Origin of the sequence: Lactobacillus sp. ESL0677, assembly GCF_029392875.1 — a bacterium.
Taxonomy (GTDB): Bacteria; Bacillota; Bacilli; order Lactobacillales; family Lactobacillaceae; genus Lactobacillus.
Genome location: NZ_CP113946.1, coordinates 1,988,336 through 2,004,501 on the forward strand (window position 1 = coordinate 1,988,336; position 16,166 = coordinate 2,004,501).

At 35.5% G+C, this 16,166-nt stretch carries 16 protein-coding genes and 1 other annotated feature; of the genes, 11 read left to right on the top strand and 5 right to left on the bottom strand.

The features are described from left to right. Positions 1-16: 16 nt before the first annotated feature. The 4 genes from dltB to OZX76_RS09645 form a co-directional block, all read right to left on the bottom strand. On the bottom strand, positions 17-1,249 hold the full coding sequence (gene dltB / locus OZX76_RS09630; protein ID WP_277179810.1) for a D-alanyl-lipoteichoic acid biosynthesis protein DltB: 1,233 nt from the start codon (positions 1,247-1,249) through the stop codon (positions 17-19). Continuing rightward, a complete protein-coding gene (gene dltA / locus OZX76_RS09635; RefSeq protein ID WP_277179812.1) occupies positions 1,249-2,763 on the bottom strand; it encodes a D-alanine--poly(phosphoribitol) ligase subunit DltA in 1,515 nt (504 codons plus the stop codon). The genes dltB and dltA overlap by 1 nt, the downstream gene beginning before the upstream one ends. A gap of 15 nt (positions 2,764-2,778) precedes the next feature. After that, entirely contained in the window at positions 2,779-2,931 is a 153-nt protein-coding gene (locus OZX76_RS09640; RefSeq protein ID WP_277132355.1) for a teichoic acid D-Ala incorporation-associated protein DltX, read from the bottom strand. Positions 2,932-3,046: 115 nt separating this feature from the next. Continuing rightward, on the bottom strand, positions 3,047-3,370 hold the full coding sequence (locus OZX76_RS09645) for a hypothetical protein (protein WP_277132356.1): 324 nt from the start codon (positions 3,368-3,370) through the stop codon (positions 3,047-3,049). A gap of 548 nt (positions 3,371-3,918) precedes the next feature. Between OZX76_RS09645 and cbpB the strand changes: the two genes are divergently transcribed. The 4 genes from cbpB (at position 3,919) to OZX76_RS09665 (ending at position 8,529) form a co-directional block, all read left to right on the top strand. Then, positions 3,919-4,401, top strand: a complete 483-nt coding sequence (gene cbpB, locus OZX76_RS09650; RefSeq protein ID WP_277181555.1) for a cyclic-di-AMP-binding protein CbpB — start codon at positions 3,919-3,921, stop codon at positions 4,399-4,401. Between the two features lie 250 nt (positions 4,402-4,651). Next, complete coding sequence (locus OZX76_RS09655; RefSeq protein ID WP_277179813.1) at positions 4,652-5,218, top strand: hypothetical protein; 567 nt, start codon at positions 4,652-4,654, stop codon at positions 5,216-5,218. A 154-nt stretch (positions 5,219-5,372) separates the two neighbouring features. Beyond that, a complete protein-coding gene (locus tag OZX76_RS09660) occupies positions 5,373-7,241 on the top strand; it encodes a heavy metal translocating P-type ATPase (RefSeq protein WP_277179815.1) in 1,869 nt (622 codons plus the stop codon). 40 nt (positions 7,242-7,281) lie between these two features. Continuing rightward, positions 7,282-7,341: a sequence feature (sodium ion sensor (DUF1646 type); this cis-regulatory element may regulate processes involved in with the transportation of sodium ions), on the top strand. A gap of 39 nt (positions 7,342-7,380) precedes the next feature. Beyond that, positions 7,381-8,529 carry a cation:proton antiporter gene (locus OZX76_RS09665; RefSeq protein ID WP_277179817.1) on the top strand — a complete coding sequence of 383 codons (1,149 nt, stop codon included), beginning with the start codon at positions 7,381-7,383 and terminating at the stop codon, positions 8,527-8,529. On the opposite strand, the gene OZX76_RS09670 is transcribed toward OZX76_RS09665, so the two are convergent. Then, positions 8,485-9,201, bottom strand: coding sequence for a type II CAAX endopeptidase family protein (locus tag OZX76_RS09670; RefSeq protein WP_277179819.1), 717 nt, complete (start codon positions 9,199-9,201; stop codon positions 8,485-8,487). The genes OZX76_RS09665 and OZX76_RS09670 overlap by 45 nt on opposite strands. Positions 9,202-9,287: 86 nt before the next feature. Between OZX76_RS09670 and OZX76_RS09675 the strand changes: the two genes are divergently transcribed. The 7 genes from OZX76_RS09675 to OZX76_RS09705 all read left to right on the top strand — a co-directional run bounded on the left by OZX76_RS09675 (position 9,288) and on the right by OZX76_RS09705 (position 16,164). Next, positions 9,288-10,376: an ElyC/SanA/YdcF family protein gene (locus tag OZX76_RS09675; RefSeq protein WP_277179820.1), complete on the top strand. Its 1,089-nt coding sequence runs from the start codon at positions 9,288-9,290 to the stop codon at positions 10,374-10,376. A 123-nt stretch (positions 10,377-10,499) separates the two neighbouring features. Further along, positions 10,500-12,836 carry an ABC transporter ATP-binding protein/permease gene (locus tag OZX76_RS09680; RefSeq protein WP_277179822.1) on the top strand — a complete coding sequence of 779 codons (2,337 nt, stop codon included), beginning with the start codon at positions 10,500-10,502 and terminating at the stop codon, positions 12,834-12,836. A gap of 435 nt (positions 12,837-13,271) precedes the next feature. Then, entirely contained in the window at positions 13,272-13,985 is a 714-nt protein-coding gene (locus tag OZX76_RS09685; protein WP_277179824.1) for a glucosamine-6-phosphate deaminase, read from the top strand. Between the two features lie 150 nt (positions 13,986-14,135). Then, positions 14,136-14,690: an alkaline shock response membrane anchor protein AmaP gene (gene amaP, locus OZX76_RS09690; protein ID WP_277179825.1), complete on the top strand. Its 555-nt coding sequence runs from the start codon at positions 14,136-14,138 to the stop codon at positions 14,688-14,690. An 11-nt stretch (positions 14,691-14,701) separates the two neighbouring features. Then, positions 14,702-14,881 (top strand): DUF2273 domain-containing protein, encoded by a 180-nt coding sequence (locus tag OZX76_RS09695; RefSeq protein ID WP_277179827.1) that lies wholly within the window; start codon positions 14,702-14,704, stop codon positions 14,879-14,881. A gap of 20 nt (positions 14,882-14,901) precedes the next feature. Further along, on the top strand, positions 14,902-15,387 hold the full coding sequence (locus tag OZX76_RS09700) for an Asp23/Gls24 family envelope stress response protein (RefSeq protein WP_277179829.1): 486 nt from the start codon (positions 14,902-14,904) through the stop codon (positions 15,385-15,387). 153 nt (positions 15,388-15,540) lie between these two features. Beyond that, the gene (locus OZX76_RS09705; RefSeq protein ID WP_277179831.1) at positions 15,541-16,164 is read left to right on the top strand and encodes a helix-turn-helix transcriptional regulator; all 624 of its coding nucleotides are present in this window, start codon (positions 15,541-15,543) and stop codon (positions 16,162-16,164) included. The last annotated feature ends 2 nt before the right edge of the window (positions 16,165-16,166 follow it).

Below are 16,166 nucleotides of genomic sequence, written 5' to 3' on the forward strand. Positions count from 1 at the left end.
TAAATAAAATTTCTCATTATTTCCAGCCAAACCATAATTGACTTAGGAAGCCGGAAAAAATTAAGAAACTAAAACAAACAACATTAAATGTTAGAAAAATCGCAAACCATTTTGTAAACTTGTTCGACGGAATTTGGTCTTTGTGTTTCTTTTTAAATCTAAGCCAATAATCATTGATAATAATTGCAGTTGCATGAAATGCACCGTAAACGATGTAGTACCATGTTAATCCGTGCCAAAATCCCATGATTAAAAATAAAAGGAAGTATGACACTTGTGATAATCTAATGCGGTTCTTAAACAGCTTTTTCTTCATTGCAAAGAAGGTAAACCGCATATAAATGTAATCGCGGAACCAGAATGATAGCGTCATGTGCCAGCGATTCCAGAATTCCTTAATATTTTGTGAAATAAACGGTTTGTTAAAGTTCATTGGTGTATGAATGCCCATAAAATAGGAAATTGATACAGCAAACAATGAATATCCAGCAAAGTCAAAGAACAAATACATACTGTAACAGTACATATAAGCAACAACCCACCAGGACAGTCTTAACCCACCAACAGCAGTGCCAGCAATTAACGCTGACTTGCTAATAATCGGAAGCCAATAAGTCCCAAAGAACCAACCTAAAACAAACTTATAAAGAAAGCCTTGGAACAAATAGCGCACGGCATGTGCCAAATCATCGATGTATTGCTCGCGTTTAGGTGCAGTATCGCATTCCTTAGCAAACCTACGGTAACGATCAATTGGTCCTGACGAAATTGTCGGGAAGAACAATAGAAAGCGCAGGTATGTGCCAAGATTGACTTCTTTAATTGCTCCATCACGAATTTCCATGATGACTTGCACCGTCTTAAAGGTAATATAGGAAATACCTAAGAAAGCAAGTACACCGGGAATTTTAGCCTTAGGAAATGCCGTTTGGATTTTTACCAATGCCAGTGGAATAATTGCTACAATTACCGCTAAATAAAAGACCCACGTCTTATTTTTGCCAACCTTGCGATAATGCAAATAACCGTAGGTCAGCAGCAGCTCAATTGCAAGATAGATTAACAGACTAACACCTTGCTGCCACTTAGTACCATCAAAAATCAAAAACAGAAAGACTAACGAAAAGATAACCTCGTAAGTTTTCAATCGGTGACCATAATACAAGCTGACAATCATCGGTAATAAACCAACAATCAGATAAATAAAATACTGCGGATTTCCATAAGGCTGCAAGTTAATGAAGTTCACTACTCATTAACCTCCTTAATTACAGCTTTAATATCTACCTTACCATTTTGCGAAACCGGTAATTTTTCACGGTAAACAAAACGTTGGGGAATCATATAAGGCATTAGACCATCAGCTAAATCAGCTCTAATCGCTTTAGTGATTTCAGCTTCTGAATACTGCTTTTTAACACCATCTTTTAGTTCAATTTCAGCAATAATCTGCTTAACCGTGTGATCTTTATTATATTTTGGCGCAGCAACCCCATGATCAACAAACTTGTTTTTGCCAAGATAATGGTTGATTTCTTCAAGCTCAATTCTGTAACCATTAAATTTAATTTGAAAATCAATGCGGCCACGATAAAACAGCATGTCGCCATCAAAGAAGCCCTCGTCCCCTGAGCGGTGACTCATGTATTTATCAGCAGGATCTTTAAAGAAGCCCTTCGCTGTTTTTTCAGGATTATTCATATAACCCTTAGAGACACTTGGCCCCTCAATAATGATTTCGCCCTCATTCGGTTGATCGCCCTTAGACTTATCAATCGTGATGCGCGTGTCTGCCTTAACTCTCCCAATTGGCAAACGATCATATTTAGCCAAGACATCATCGGTAATTTCAACTTGGGTAACAGCAACCGTTGTTTCGGTTGGGCCATAAGTATTGAAGATTTTACTGCTTGGAAACTTCTTACGCAGCATTGCCACTTCCGTGTGCGGTAATTCTTCACCACAAAATAGGAAGTGGGTTAAATCTGGATGGTGTGTACCATCAAAAGTCTTATCCAAGAAGCACATTTGAGCAAATGACGGTGTTGAAACCCAAACGTTAAATTGCAGTTTAGGCATTGTCATAAATAATTGAGCAAAGTTCTGGGTAACATCATGTGGTAAAACAACCAGCTTACCAGCACCAACTAGTGCTGGATAAAGACTCATTACAGAAAGGTCAAACGAGTATGGCGCTTGAACCAAAAAGCTTGGATGCTCAGGTAGAGCAAAGTCAGCCATTTCCCAATTAACAAAGCTTAACAAGTTATCATGACTAATTTGCACGCCCTTTGGCTTGCCACTAGTTCCAGAAGTAAAGATAATGTAGAAATTATCAGCTCCCGCAACAAAGTTAGCAGGATCAACTGCAAAATCACTATCTTCAACCTCAGCTGGATGAACAATTTGCAATTGAGACAAATCAATTTCAGGTAAATCATCAATTGCCAGTACAACCTGTGCTTGTGAAACTTCCTGAATCATTACTAGCCGTTCTGCATTGGAATAGCTGGCAATTGGAATATACGCATGGCCGGACTTGACACAGCCTAAAAAACTAGCAACCATTTCAAAAGTTTGCCCGCCCCAGATCATAATTGGACTATGCTCCGGAATATTTAAACTGTTAATTTTATGCGCCCAAGCATTCGAGCGCCGTTCAAGATCACCATAGGTATTAGTTTGACCAAGATAATCATAAGCAATCCGATCTGGATCAGCTTTAGCAATTTCGTCAATTTTCTTAATTATATTTTTAATCATATTAGTAACACCACCTTAGAATTCGTCGTAAATAAAGTGAACCGAAGTAAGGCCGCTATATTGATACAAATAGATTAGTGCCAGTAAAATGACACAATAAATAATTGTTGTCAGAACAAACTTCCCTATTCGTTTGCCCCGAGAATCAATTTTCTCTTTTTTATCCATATATCTCCCTCAATAACAATAAATATACTAACGACTATATTACTACAATTAGCAAGCAACCCGATATTCGCCTAATAGATTTTACTAAATTTAAATATTTTTGTTTGTATACCAATCAGTCGTTCAACTTGCGGCAATTGTGATAAGCAAAATACAACGGAATAACAATAATTATGGAGATAAATAGCAAGGCAAATACCAGTAACGCTAACACATTACGCACCTTTTCCCATTTTGTACTATTTGCCGTTGTTAATAAAAATACCGCAAACAAAATAATGATGGTTAATTCCGTTAAAAACAGGTAAGAATAACCCGCTAAACCCATGCTGCTAGTAAATTGCCACAGATATAGCCACGCTGAAGCCGGCAATAAACATAGCCATCCAGCAAATCGCAGCCAAAAAACAATTTTTTTATGATAAATTTCTTGTTTCATTTCTTTCCTTAATTGCCTCTTAGGCAGTAACCTAACACAAAAATCAGTCTAATTATAACAAGCAAAAAGTTAACAAACAATTTTTTAATTATTGAAAAATTATTCTATTTTTCAAATTCGTCACACTTTTTTCATATTTAACAGTTATACTAAAAGAGTAATAAACAAGGAATGGAAGCCTCGTATATTACAACTCAACTTTTTTGTTTTTCATTCATACTCCTCCAAGTATAAATAATGAACAAACCGAAATGACTTATAAGTCAATTTCATATCTATCCCTTTCGACTCACGTGTGTTGCGTGAGTTTTTCTTTTACCTTTAAAAGTTCTAAAGAAATTCTTTACTATTTCATAAGAAAATTACCACGCTAATTTCATAATTTACGTTTAATATTTAAATTGTAGCAAGGAGGTAAGAAAACTTGCTACATACTCCCACTTTTTTATTTCATTCATTCTTACTCCTTCAAAGTAGATGAAAACTAACAGGCTCGCATTTTGCGAGCCTTTTCCCTTATATAGAATATTTTAATGAAAGGTTTATTTATGTTCTCACCCGCAATTAAACATTTAATTCAAGAAAAATCAGGTTCATTCCTTATTCCAGCAACAAGAATTGTATTTGTTTTAGATAATAATCCGCTTTACCACGCATTTTTGATTTTAACACGCGTTAAATATTCGAAAATTCCGGTTTTAGACAGTCAAAATCACGTTGTTGGCCTTCTCAGTTTAGCAATGATTACCGATAAAATGATGAAGACTGACGAAATTTCTCTTGATCCACTATCCGAATTAAAGGTTCGTGATGTAATGCAAACTGATTTTGATAAAATAAATTTTGCACAAACTACTCTAGAGGCTCAATTACACTTATTAGTTGATAATGCATTCTTACCTGTGGTTGACGATCATAACGTTTTTCAAGGGTTACTAACTAGGCGCGAATGGATTAAGGCATTTAATTACGTCGTTCACAATTTTGAGGAAAAATATAACGTAACTAAAAAAATAAATTGCTACAATTAATCAATATTTTTAAATAACCTACGTTATTCACATTTTTATATTTTCTTTTAATTAAATTGTATTATAATAAATTTTAGTAATATAAAATTGCATTGTTTCCTTTTATATCAGCTTTTGTTAATTATATATTCATTAATTATCATCATATAACTATGAATTATTAATATAGTTATTCAACGAATATTTATCATCTAAGTAAGCTAAATAATTAAATAACATTTATGCAAAATAAGATAGGATGATGTTTACGATGACAAATAAAACAAATACAGACGATCTAACTAGTTTAGTCAATACAATCATTAAGGACAATTCATATCCTTGTGACAATGAATTGTCAGCAAAAGAAAAAGAAGCATTAATTATCAAGCTTAAGAAATTGAATAAAAATTCTGATAATTTGAACGAAATTTTGCGAATCGTCAATGCCTTTTATAAGGATAAAATCGCACGACAATTAAAATCAATTGATATCAATTCTTCTTTAATTTTTGAAATGCTGCAACATGAGGTGGTTTCAGCAACTAGGCTTCACGCATTTTTGTTAGATTTAGCTGAACAAGAAGGCTTTTCAACCAAAGGTATTGAGAAAATCAACCACTACTTTATCGAAACCAATGATTATGGTAACAATACTGATTTTATAACGATGTCTTCATTCGATGTGATTGATGCAATCAGACGTACGAAGTCAGATTATTTGGAGCATGATCCGCAAATCTTTAAGCGCCAGTGCAGTCAACATGTTGACTGCACTCTAAAGTCTACCGATGGAAAGAAAAAAATTAACAACATTATCAAGTTAAGCGATTACTAATTTTAGTAAGAGATAATATCTCTTGCCTTTTTATTTCCCAGGAAATAATTTTTGCTTAGCAGTAATTTATTTAGAACAAGTCTAATTAAATTGACTGAATTAGTGTTAAAATGAAATTCATAAACACAATTTAAGTAGCGGAGGCACAATAGTAATGAGCTTAAGACGACAATGGAAATTTATCCTTGTATTAATTGCTGGTGTAATTGGTCTTATCTGTCAATTTATTTTAAAAACCAAAAGTTTATTTCAAATTGGCAGTTTACAATTTCCCATTCAAACAATTTTAATCGATATTATTGGTGTTATGATGGCAATTTCCTTATTAATGGAAATTGTCGACGACTTTAAGACTGGTCGCTACGGCGTTGACATTCTTGCCGTAATTGCTGTTGTTTCGACCATTTTAATTGGCGATCAATGGGCCGAGTGGATGATTTTAGTTATGATGACTGGTGGCGAAACACTAGAAGATTACGCTACGGGGCAAGCCGACAAAGAACTGCGATCACTGTTAAGCAACTCGCCAAGTATTGCTAACAAAATTGTTAATAACAAACTTGTTTCTGTCGATGTTGAACAACTAAAACCTGGTGATCATGTTTTAATCAAGCCTGGTGAACAAGTGCCTGTTGACGGTAAGGTAGTTAAGGGCTCATCCAGCTTTGATCAATCCTCATTGACTGGTGAATCTGTCCCTGTTGACAAGCAACTCGGTGACGAGTTAATGTCGGGATCGATTAATGGTAGTGATGCCGTCGAAATGAGTGTTACTAAAAAAGCGAGCGATTCCGAATACCAAACGATTGTCTCTTTAGTCAAGTCTTCGCAAGCGCAACCTGCAAAATTTGTCAAAATGGCTGACCGCTATGCTGTTCCATTTACCATTATTTCCTTAGTTATCGGGATCGCAGCTTGGATTCATTCAGGAAATCCCGTCAACTTCGCGGAAGTTATGGTTGTAGCTTCCCCATGTCCGTTATTAATCGCGGCGCCAGTTGCCCTAGTTTCCGGCATGAGTTCAATGTCCAAGCACCATATCATTGTCAAATCAGGTCCAACTCTAGAAAAGTTGGCTACAGCCAAGACTTTTGCCTTCGATAAAACCGGTACTTTAACAGAAAATCAATTAGTTATTGACGCAATTGTTCCTTCTCCTGATAGTAATTTTGACGAAAAAACTTTACAAAGTTATGCAGCTAGTGTCGAACAACAATCAAGCCATATCATTGCTAATTCTTTAGTTAACGTAACAAACAAGCAGCTCATTAAACCTGCAACTGATATCAAAGAAACAACTAGTGAAGGAATCAGCGGCAACGTTGAAGATCACGTTGTTAAAGTTGGTAAATTACGTTATGTTGCTCCTGATGAAAAAATTAATGCGGTTAATTCTACTGCCGTTTACGTTTCAATTGATAATCAATATGCAGGCTATATCACCTTCAAAGATCAATTACGACCAGAAAGTGCAACAACAGTTGCTCGCCTAAAGCGGCAAGGTGGCGAGCACATTATGATGCTTACTGGTGACCACAAAGACGTTGCCGATAAGATTGGTAAAGAAGTCGGCGTAGACGATGTTCATTCCGAACTTTTGCCTGCACAAAAAATCCAGGCAATTAAAGAAGTCCCACAAGCAAATCGCCCAGTTGTCATGACCGGCGACGGCGTTAATGATGCTCCGAGCTTAACAGCGGCCGATGTCGGTATTGCAATGGGTGCTAAAGGTGCCTCTGCTGCTAGCGAAAGTGCTGATGCCGTCATTATGGTTAACGACTTATCCAAAGTTAACGATGCCGTTGCAATTTCTAAGCATACAATGAAAGTAGCTAATGTTGACGTTTTAACAGCGATTAGTATTGTAATTATTATTGAACTAATCGCCTTCACCGGTGTTATTCCAGCATTCTGGGGCGCCATCCTGCAGGAATGTGTTGATATGATTTCAATTAGTTTAGCTTTATTGGCCAAAACCCAGCCTAAAAATCCTAAGCAAACAGGTTTAGTTGCAGATAAATAATTTTTAAGATACACTTTTATTTAATTAAATATTTTTTAGTGGTTGGAGTTTTATTACCAAAATAAAAACTTTCAAGATTTGCTCTTTTGGGTCAAAGAGCTGCTTGAAAGTTTTTTGTTTACTCAAAGAAAGGAATATTATGACTTTTTTAGGAGAATTAATTTTAATCTTATTTAGTTCCATTATTTTGGGACAAATATTTACACGATTAAAAATGCCTACAGTGATTGGACAATTACTTTCGGGGATTTTACTTGGGCCAGCCTTACTTAATTGGATCAAACCAGACAATTTAATCAGTCTTTTTTCACAATTCGGGATAATTTTATTAATGTTTTTAGCCGGATTAGAAAGTAATCTTGAACTACTTAAAAAATATTTCAAATTAAGTTTTACTATCGCTACGACTGGTGTAATTTTGCCAATCACATTTATTGGACTTGCTAGTTATCTATTCGGAATGTCCATACTAGAAGCTATTTTTATTGGCATTGTTTTTTCTGCTACCAGCGTCTCGATCTCTGTAGTTGTCCTACAAGAACAAGGTCAGCTGCACAGTCGTGCTGGGACAGCTATTTTAGGTGCAGCTATTTTTGACGATATTTTAGCAGTAGTTGTGCTTAGTCTTTTTACTGCATTCAGTCATTCAGGAGAAAATAATGATCCTACTACTAATATTTTCATAAAATTTGCGTTGGAAATTGGATACTTTGGCTTTATCTGGTTAATTTATCGACTAACACCAAAATTAATACAACTCACCAGCAAAATGACAGTGAATCATGCAAGCGATATTGCCGCATTAAGTCTTGTTCTAACGCTTGCTTGGACTGCCGATTATGTAGGATTATCAGATGTAATTGGTGCTTTCTTTGGCGGACTTGCTCTTAGACAAACCCCTCAACACCAAAAGATCCAACGATCAATTGATACCATTGGTTATGCCATTTTTATTCCCATCTTTTTCACTAATATTGGATTGGCAATTACTTTTGCAAGTTTTAAGCAGGACTTAGTTTTTATTAGTGTGCTAACTATTTTAGCAATTATTTCTAAATTTTGGGCGGGAAAATATAGCAGCGAGTTATTCGGCTTTAGTAAAAATGAAGGCAATATTGTTGGTGCAGGTATGATCTCTCGAGGCGAAGTGGCTTTGATTGTAGCCCAACTTGGTCAGAGTATTCATTTAATATCGCAGGATATATATTCCAGTATAATTGTTGTCATTATTATCACAACAATCTTATCGCCATTTATTTTGAATTACTTTATCCAAAATAACCAATAAATAAGGTAGCGAATTATAAAATATATGCGTCAACATAGAATAGCGCAAATCCTTAGTGCTCGTATAAACCCATGCTAAAATGCATCCCAAGACCCAATAGATAATGATAAATTTAGTAATGCTAGGATCATGCATGTAACCAAATACGAACCCGCTGCAAATTATCCCTACCCACTTGCTTACCTTACTTTCTTTCATGAAAAAAGTGTTAAAAAACAAACCGCGAAAAATCGTTTCTTCGCAGATTGGCGCAATTATACAAACCATTGGAATAAATAAGCCGCCTGCTTGTAGCGAAATTTTGTCTAACATTGCCTGATTAGTTGAAGTGTTCTGCGCTGTTACGCCTAATAAAATTTGTAACGTATAGCTGCAAACAACAATTAAAATTAAGCCAAATAACATGATTAATAGACGATGGCCATCCCAATATGGAGATTGGTTAAAGCCCCAATTATTCTCTATTTTTAACTGTCTTTGATATAAATATAAAATGGATACCAACACTAAAATCGTTGCAATCGCGGTCAAAATAATCAGCATTACATAATTAATATGCAACAGTTTTTCCAATTGGTGCGGGAAAAAGTAAAAGTACTCCAAAATTTGGTAACTAGCAAATGCTAAAATGATACCAGCAATATTTCCTAGCCAATTAAACAGTTTTTTCATAATAATCAACCTTTATTCTCTATGACTTTTCTAAATGTATTCATTATAATAGATTTAACTCATAAAACCTAAAATGGAGATACAGAATGCACTTTTTTCAAATTTTTAGTTCAAATCAGCCATTTACCTACCTAACGATTCTATTATTCCTCACATTTATCGTATTTTTAACGGCTTGGTTAAAAGAGCCACGACGACTTTTTAATGGGATTTTATTTACAACCTTCATTTTAATACTTGGAATTTGGTTTACAGTGTTAATCATTGCTACCAATTTGCAGATTCTAATTAATATTTACATTGTTGTACTGGCGCTTTTTGTAACGATTATCGTTTTGATGGCTGCTTTTTCCTGGCTCTTCTTTTTATGGAATGCCTATTTTGTTTGGCAACGCGAAAGCCACACATTGCCTAATTTGCTAACTCTCTTTATTGGTCTGGCTTTAATTATTGTTTGGGCGATTGCATTAATCGGCCCATTTAAAGCTGCACCATATTGGCTAAAAGCCTTGCTTTACGCTACACCAGCTGTCGTTTTGTATTTTTTACTGGTTGCTTACAACTTTCTGGTGAACTTAGCACTCTACCAACTTGTACCACGACAGTATAATCAGGACTACCTAATCGTTTTGGGTGCTGGACTATATAACGGTGAGACAGTGACACCCCTACTTGCCAGCCGCATTAACCGAGCAATTCAATTTGCGCAAAAACAGGTTGCCAAGGGACGAAAAATGCCTAAACTAATTATGTCTGGTGGTCAAGGCAAAGACGAAAAAATCTCTGAAGCTCAAGCGATGACAGAATATGCTTTAGCCCGTGGTATTGCACCTGACAACATTCTGCGCGAAGATAAATCTCAGAATACGTATCAGAACATGCTCTTTTCAGCAAAAGTAGCAGCCAAAAACTATGGCAGTGATAATTATCGGGCTAAATTTTTTAGTAATAATTATCATATTTTTCGGGCTTCTCTTTTTGCCCGAGCTGCTGGGCTAAACGCTAACGGTGTCGGCTCATATACCAGGTTTTACTTCTTACCCAACGCCATTGTACGCGAATTTGCCGGTGTGCTTGTAATGAACAAAAAACGCCACTTAATAGTTATTACATTAATATTGGTAGCATTTATTCTGTTGGCACTTTTTACTGGCTTGAGTCCGGCTCAAAACTAAAGCACACTGCTATTTTGAAAGCTTAAAATCATCTTAATTTTAAGCTTTCAAGCTAGCTACTTTTTTTCATCAATGTTAAACTGATTTTTATTATTACTTTATTAAAGAAACGGACAATTTTATATGCTGCAATTAAAAGATTTACGCAAATCCTACCACGTGGGTGATACTGTCACACATGCACTTAATGATGTTTCGGTTTCATTTCGTAATCAAGAATTTGTCGCCATTTTAGGACCGAGTGGTTCCGGAAAAACAACCATGCTAAACGTCATTGGTGGCCTTGACCGTTATGATTCTGGTGACTTAATTATCAACGGTAAATCAACCAAGAATTTTAAAGAAACGGATTGGGATGCATACCGTAACAACTCTGTTGGTTTTGTCTTCCAAAATTACAATCTAATCTCACATCTCTCAATCATCGCCAACGTCGAATTGGGAATGAATTTATCTGGTGTTCCCGCTAGTGAACGCCATAAACGTGCAATTGAGGCTTTAACACAAGTTGGTCTGAAGGAACATATTAACAAAAAGCCCAATCAGTTATCTGGGGGGCAAATGCAACGGGTGGCAATTGCGCGAGCATTAGCTAATAATCCCGATATTTTACTCTGTGATGAGCCGACTGGAGCCCTTGATACTGAGACTTCTGAGCAAATCATGCAGCTAATTAAGCAGGTTGCTAAAGATCGCTTAGTAATTATGGTGACGCACAACCCTAAATTAGCTGAGGAATATGCTTCTAGAATTGTTAACTTCCAAGATGGTAAAATTCTCAACGATTCTGACCCTTATGAACCAAAAGATGAGCAAGATACGTTTAAACTTAAACGCACTAAAATGTCTTATTGGAACGCAATTAAATTGAGTTTTACCAATATTATGACCAAAAAAGGTCGCACGACACTGACAGCTTTTGCATCAAGTATCGGAATCATTTCAATTGCCATCGTTTTAGCGCTATCAAACGGTTTTCAAAAGCAAATTGATACCACAATGAGCAAGGCACTAGCTAAGTATCCGATTTCAATCAGCCAAACGGCAACTAACGCATCAAGTACTAAAAATGATGATTCTGATAAAAACGTCAAAAACCGCGGCTATATCACAGCCAAAGAAAGCGAACTGCAGTCATCCACGCACCAAAATAAAATTACGCCGGCGTATATTGACTACGTGAAAAAGATTAATCCTGACTACGCTAATAATATTTCTTACCAGCGTGGCGTTAATCTCAATTTACTAGCTAAAGATGGTCAAAAAATTAAACGAGTTAAATTTTCAACAATTGCCACTAGCGCCACTAGTGCACAAGAATCTGCATTAGCGGAAGTCCAAGAAAGCAGCGGTTTCGGCTCAGCAGTTTTTCCAACTACTCTTAAATCAGGGAAGACTTCATTTCTGAAAGATAATTATCAATTACTTAACGGTTCCTGGCCCAAAAAGGCAACTGACTTAATTCTGGTAACCAACAATAAGGACACTGTTAACATCAACGTCTTTAAGAACTTAGGTTTCAAAATTAAAAATGGTGAGAAATTGCCGTTCAACAAGTTGCTTGGTAAAGAATACAAGATCATTGATAACGACGATTACTACCAAAAATTGCCAACTGGAATGTTCATCCCGCAAAAAGCTGACACAGCAATGTACAACAATAGTAAAACTACGCTACGAGTAGTCGGCATTATTCGACCAAAGAACAAAGATTCACTCTCCCTACTTTCTCCTGGAATTACCTACAGTGATCAGCTAACGCAGCACATCATCAAGGCCAACAAAAATTCTGCAATTGTGACAGCACAAAAGAAGTCCAAACAGAATGTCATGACTGGACAAAATATGAGCACAGCTGAAAAGAAGCAAATGATGCAAGCTATCGGTGGTTCCACCTTGCCAATGGGCATCATGATTTATCCAAATGACTTTAATTCAAAAGATAAAGTCTTAAATTACCTCGACAAATGGAATAAAGGTAAGAGTAAGAAAAATAAGATTATTTATACCGATATGTCAAGTGCCGTTACATCAATGACTGGTGGTCTGCTCAACGGAATTACCACGGTTCTTGTAGCCTTTGCTGCAATATCATTGGTTACCTCAATGATTATGATTGGGATTTTAACTTATACTTCCGTTCTTGAACGAACTAAAGAAATTGGTGTGCTCAAAGCTCTCGGAGCTCGGAAGAAAGATATTACCCGTGTGTTTGATGCCGAGACATTTATTCTGGGAGTCTTTTCAGGAGTCTTGGGCATTATCATCGCTTACCTGTTAACCTTCCCAATTAACAGCATCTTGTACAATATCACCGATTTAACAAATGTAGCTCAACTTAATCCAATCCACGCATTAATTTTGATCATCATTTCAACAATTTTGACTCTGATTGGCGGCCATCTCCCAGCACGCATGGCAGCCAAAAAGGATGCAGCAATTGCATTAAGAAGTGAATAATTTTAGCAAAAAAAGTTATGTTCCATGTGTAACAATGGTCATAACTTTTTTGCTGGTTAATTTTAATAAAGAATAAAACAATGAACGAATAAAAAAACACAACTCCACCGTTATTTAGATGAAAATGGGCTTGTTAAAGCATGACCCAGAAAAGCACATAAACGGCAGCTAATTTTACAATATTTAGCCAGTAAATTTGAAGCTAACAAAAAATATTCAGCACCTAAAATCAATTTAATTTTACGAAAATATATTGATAATTATATTACCCGCAGACGCGACCTGGTCGAAGCTCACTTATTAGAACGAGCAGATAGCGGCATTAGCTATTGGCTTAAATCCGGAAAATAAAATTATTTTTTTAACTCCTTTTTATATTGACAAATTGGCATATACCAATTTATAATTAATTTATCAGATCTAGGAGGAGCAACTATGAAAATAATTACCACAACCAACAATGTCCAAGGCGGCGTTGAAGCTTTCAAAATTTTTAAATATGAAATCGAAAACGGCGCTAAAGTACTAGGACTTGCTACTGGTTCTACCCCAGTAACTTTATACCAAGAATTAGCAGCAAGTAGCCTTGATACTAGTAACTTAATCAGCATTAACTTGGACGAATACGTCGGTTTAACTCCTGATAACGACCAAAGTTACCATTACTTTATGCAACAGCATCTCTTTGCTAAGAAGACATTTAAGAAAACTTACATTCCTGATGGTATTAAGGCAATTAGCGATCCTGAAGGCGCTGCCGCTGATTACGATAAAATCATTGCTGAAAATCCAATCGATGTGCAACTTTTAGGGATTGGCCAAAATGGTCACATTGCCTTTAACGAGCCTGGAACCTCTTTTGACTCAACCACTCATGAAGTAACATTAACCGAAAATACAATTAAAGCAAATTCTCGTTTCTTCAGTAATATTGATGATGTACCAAAATCCGCTATTTGTATGGGCATCGCCAACATTATGTCAGCCAAAAAAATTGTAATTATGGCTTTTGGTGCTACCAAGGCTAAGGCAATCAAAGCAATGATTTCCGGGCCTGTAACAGAAGACATGCCAGCATCTATCTTGCAAAAGCACCCTGACGTAACAGTAATTGTTGACCCAGCCGCTGCAAGTGAACTAAATAAATAATTCAAATTTAACAAACACTGTATTAATTACAGTGTTTTTTTATGCTCAAAATTGGATAGAATAAAAACAATATATTTATTGGTGCATATTATTAACTAGTAGAATATTTAGGGCCTATGATAAGTTTAACTACTCAAAGGATGTGATAAATTGAAGCGAAGTAAAAAATGGCTATTGATATTATGTGCAGTACTCCTATTGCCCGTGCCAGTCTATCTTTTATGGCAAAATTGTAACTTATGGCAAAAATATTTACAGCTAAAATTACCATCAATCAGTACTCTTAACCCAATATTTACTTGGTATCTAATTGCCATTAGCACCATTATGATTATTATTTTAATTATTAGTTTACTGATCTTGCTTTTTTGGCCAGTACAAAGCAGTTTTCACTTGATTCCAAAACAAAGCGGACAAGTAAAAATCACTAATAAAGCCGTCAACGGTTTTGTCCTAAGCTCACTAAAAGACCTCCCCTACCTAAACAACGCTAAGGTTGATTCCAAATTAACTAAGCACCATATCAAAATTAGTGTGAGCGGTAATCTTGGAGCTGGAGAAAATGTGGCCAATTTGCTTGAAGGCTATCTTCAAAAAATAAAAGTTGACCTTAAGCAACTACTAGGGATTGAGCAAAAGCCAAAAATCAAAATCAAGTTTACTAACTATCACAACGGTGAAAAGCCTGAAAAGCGCGTTCAGTAAAGGAGGTTAAAATGAAAGAAATCTTGCAAAATCACCTTCCAGAAATAAGTGGCGCGATCGTCGGTTTACTTTTAGCTTTTTGTTTTTTGGGATTAGGCTTTTTTAAGACAATTTTTGTAATCATAATGTTAATATGCGGCCTACTAGTTGGGCACTTTTGGCCAATACTCAAAAAGCTAATGAACAAATAATTTATAGAGGAGATTTTAATATGACACAAACAAATTCAAATCAAAAAATTAAAGGCGAGCTAAAATACGATTCTAAAGTAATCCAGAAAATCATTGGCATTGCCTTATCAGACATCAAAGGACTGTTAACCGTTGATGGCGGCTTTTTCTCTAATTTGACCGATAAAATTGTTAATAATAATGATGTTACGACCGGTGTCAATGTAGAAGTTGGCAAAACTCAAGTTGCCGTTGATATTGATATTGTTGCAGAATATGGCGTACAAATCACAAAATTATACGATCAAATCAAAGAGAAGATTTACAACAAGGTCAAAGAAATGACGGGACTCGATACTGTTGAAGTTAACGTCACTGTTGTTGATATTAAGACTCAGGAACAACATCAAAAAGATTCTGTCAGCTTGCAAGATCGCATTACAGGTGTAACCAAAGATACTAAAGAAAAAATTGATGATCAAAAAGATAGGAACCAAACAGAAGCTAAAGAAGACCGAGTAAAGTAATTTACTTCTAACTAATAAGGGCAGTGATTATATCACTGCCCTTTTTTATTTCCCGGGAAATAATTATTTAATTACAATAGTGCAATAATTCTCTGCTTGCTCTTTTAAAATAATTTCACCATAATTTATTTATAAAATATGGAGGAAAGAAAAATGAAATTTGGTGAGCATTTAAAACAGGCGCGAATTACGCGTCATTTAACTCAAGAAGAAGTTGCCGAAAAGTTCTTCGTTAGCAGACAAACAATTTCTAGTTGGGAAAATGAAAAGACTTATCCTGACATGGCTAGTCTAATCAAACTAAGTGATTACTACCAGATTTCACTTGATACCCTCTTAAAGGAGGATTCGGGTATGCGTGAATATCTAGAAAAAAAGAATGTTGCCCAAGAATTAAGAAATATCCAAAAATATTTAGGATTGATAGAAGCAATAATATTAGTTGTTTGTTTAGCTGAGATACTTGACATTGTTAAGCTTCACGGCTTCTTCCTACTGCTTATATTAATTCAAATTCCTTTAACAAAGGCTATTAGACATATCAATAATTTTAACAAATCAAACAATTTAGGGATTGAATCAAAGTATCACAGTTTCTTTAAAAAGCATAGTTGGCTAGGATATCTTATTTTTTTAATACTGGCAATGATGCAATTAGGCGTCAACCTATTACATGATCCAAAATCCGAGTATCTTACAGACATCATTGGAGAACTTATAGTAATACTAATATATTTCGGACTTATTTATAAACTTGAAAAAAAGCATAATTATTAATA

Excerpts from the sequence above, each read along its gene's own strand:
- OZX76_RS09640 (WP_277132355.1), bottom strand. The coding sequence starts at position 2,931 with ATGGATAAAAAAGAGAAAATTGATTCTCGGGGCAAACGAATAGGGAAG.
- OZX76_RS09655 (WP_277179813.1), top strand. The coding sequence starts at position 4,652 with ATGACAAATAAAACAAATACAGACGATCTAACTAGTTTAGTCAATACA.
- OZX76_RS09670 (WP_277179819.1), bottom strand. The coding sequence starts at position 9,201 with ATGAAAAAACTGTTTAATTGGCTAGGAAATATTGCTGGTATCATTTTA.
- OZX76_RS09685 (WP_277179824.1), top strand. The coding sequence starts at position 13,272 with ATGAAAATAATTACCACAACCAACAATGTCCAAGGCGGCGTTGAAGCT.
- OZX76_RS09665 (WP_277179817.1), top strand. The coding sequence starts at position 7,381 with ATGACTTTTTTAGGAGAATTAATTTTAATCTTATTTAGTTCCATTATT.
- OZX76_RS09705 (WP_277179831.1), top strand. The coding sequence starts at position 15,541 with ATGAAATTTGGTGAGCATTTAAAACAGGCGCGAATTACGCGTCATTTA.
- OZX76_RS09695 (WP_277179827.1), top strand. The coding sequence starts at position 14,702 with ATGAAAGAAATCTTGCAAAATCACCTTCCAGAAATAAGTGGCGCGATC.
- cbpB (WP_277181555.1), top strand. The coding sequence starts at position 3,919 with ATGTTCTCACCCGCAATTAAACATTTAATTCAAGAAAAATCAGGTTCA.
- dltA (WP_277179812.1), bottom strand. The coding sequence starts at position 2,763 with ATGATTAAAAATATAATTAAGAAAATTGACGAAATTGCTAAAGCTGAT.
- OZX76_RS09680 (WP_277179822.1), top strand. The coding sequence starts at position 10,500 with ATGCTGCAATTAAAAGATTTACGCAAATCCTACCACGTGGGTGATACT.
- OZX76_RS09675 (WP_277179820.1), top strand. The coding sequence starts at position 9,288 with ATGCACTTTTTTCAAATTTTTAGTTCAAATCAGCCATTTACCTACCTA.
- OZX76_RS09660 (WP_277179815.1), top strand. The coding sequence starts at position 5,373 with ATGAGCTTAAGACGACAATGGAAATTTATCCTTGTATTAATTGCTGGT.
- OZX76_RS09645 (WP_277132356.1), bottom strand. The coding sequence starts at position 3,370 with ATGAAACAAGAAATTTATCATAAAAAAATTGTTTTTTGGCTGCGATTT.
- OZX76_RS09700 (WP_277179829.1), top strand. The coding sequence starts at position 14,902 with ATGACACAAACAAATTCAAATCAAAAAATTAAAGGCGAGCTAAAATAC.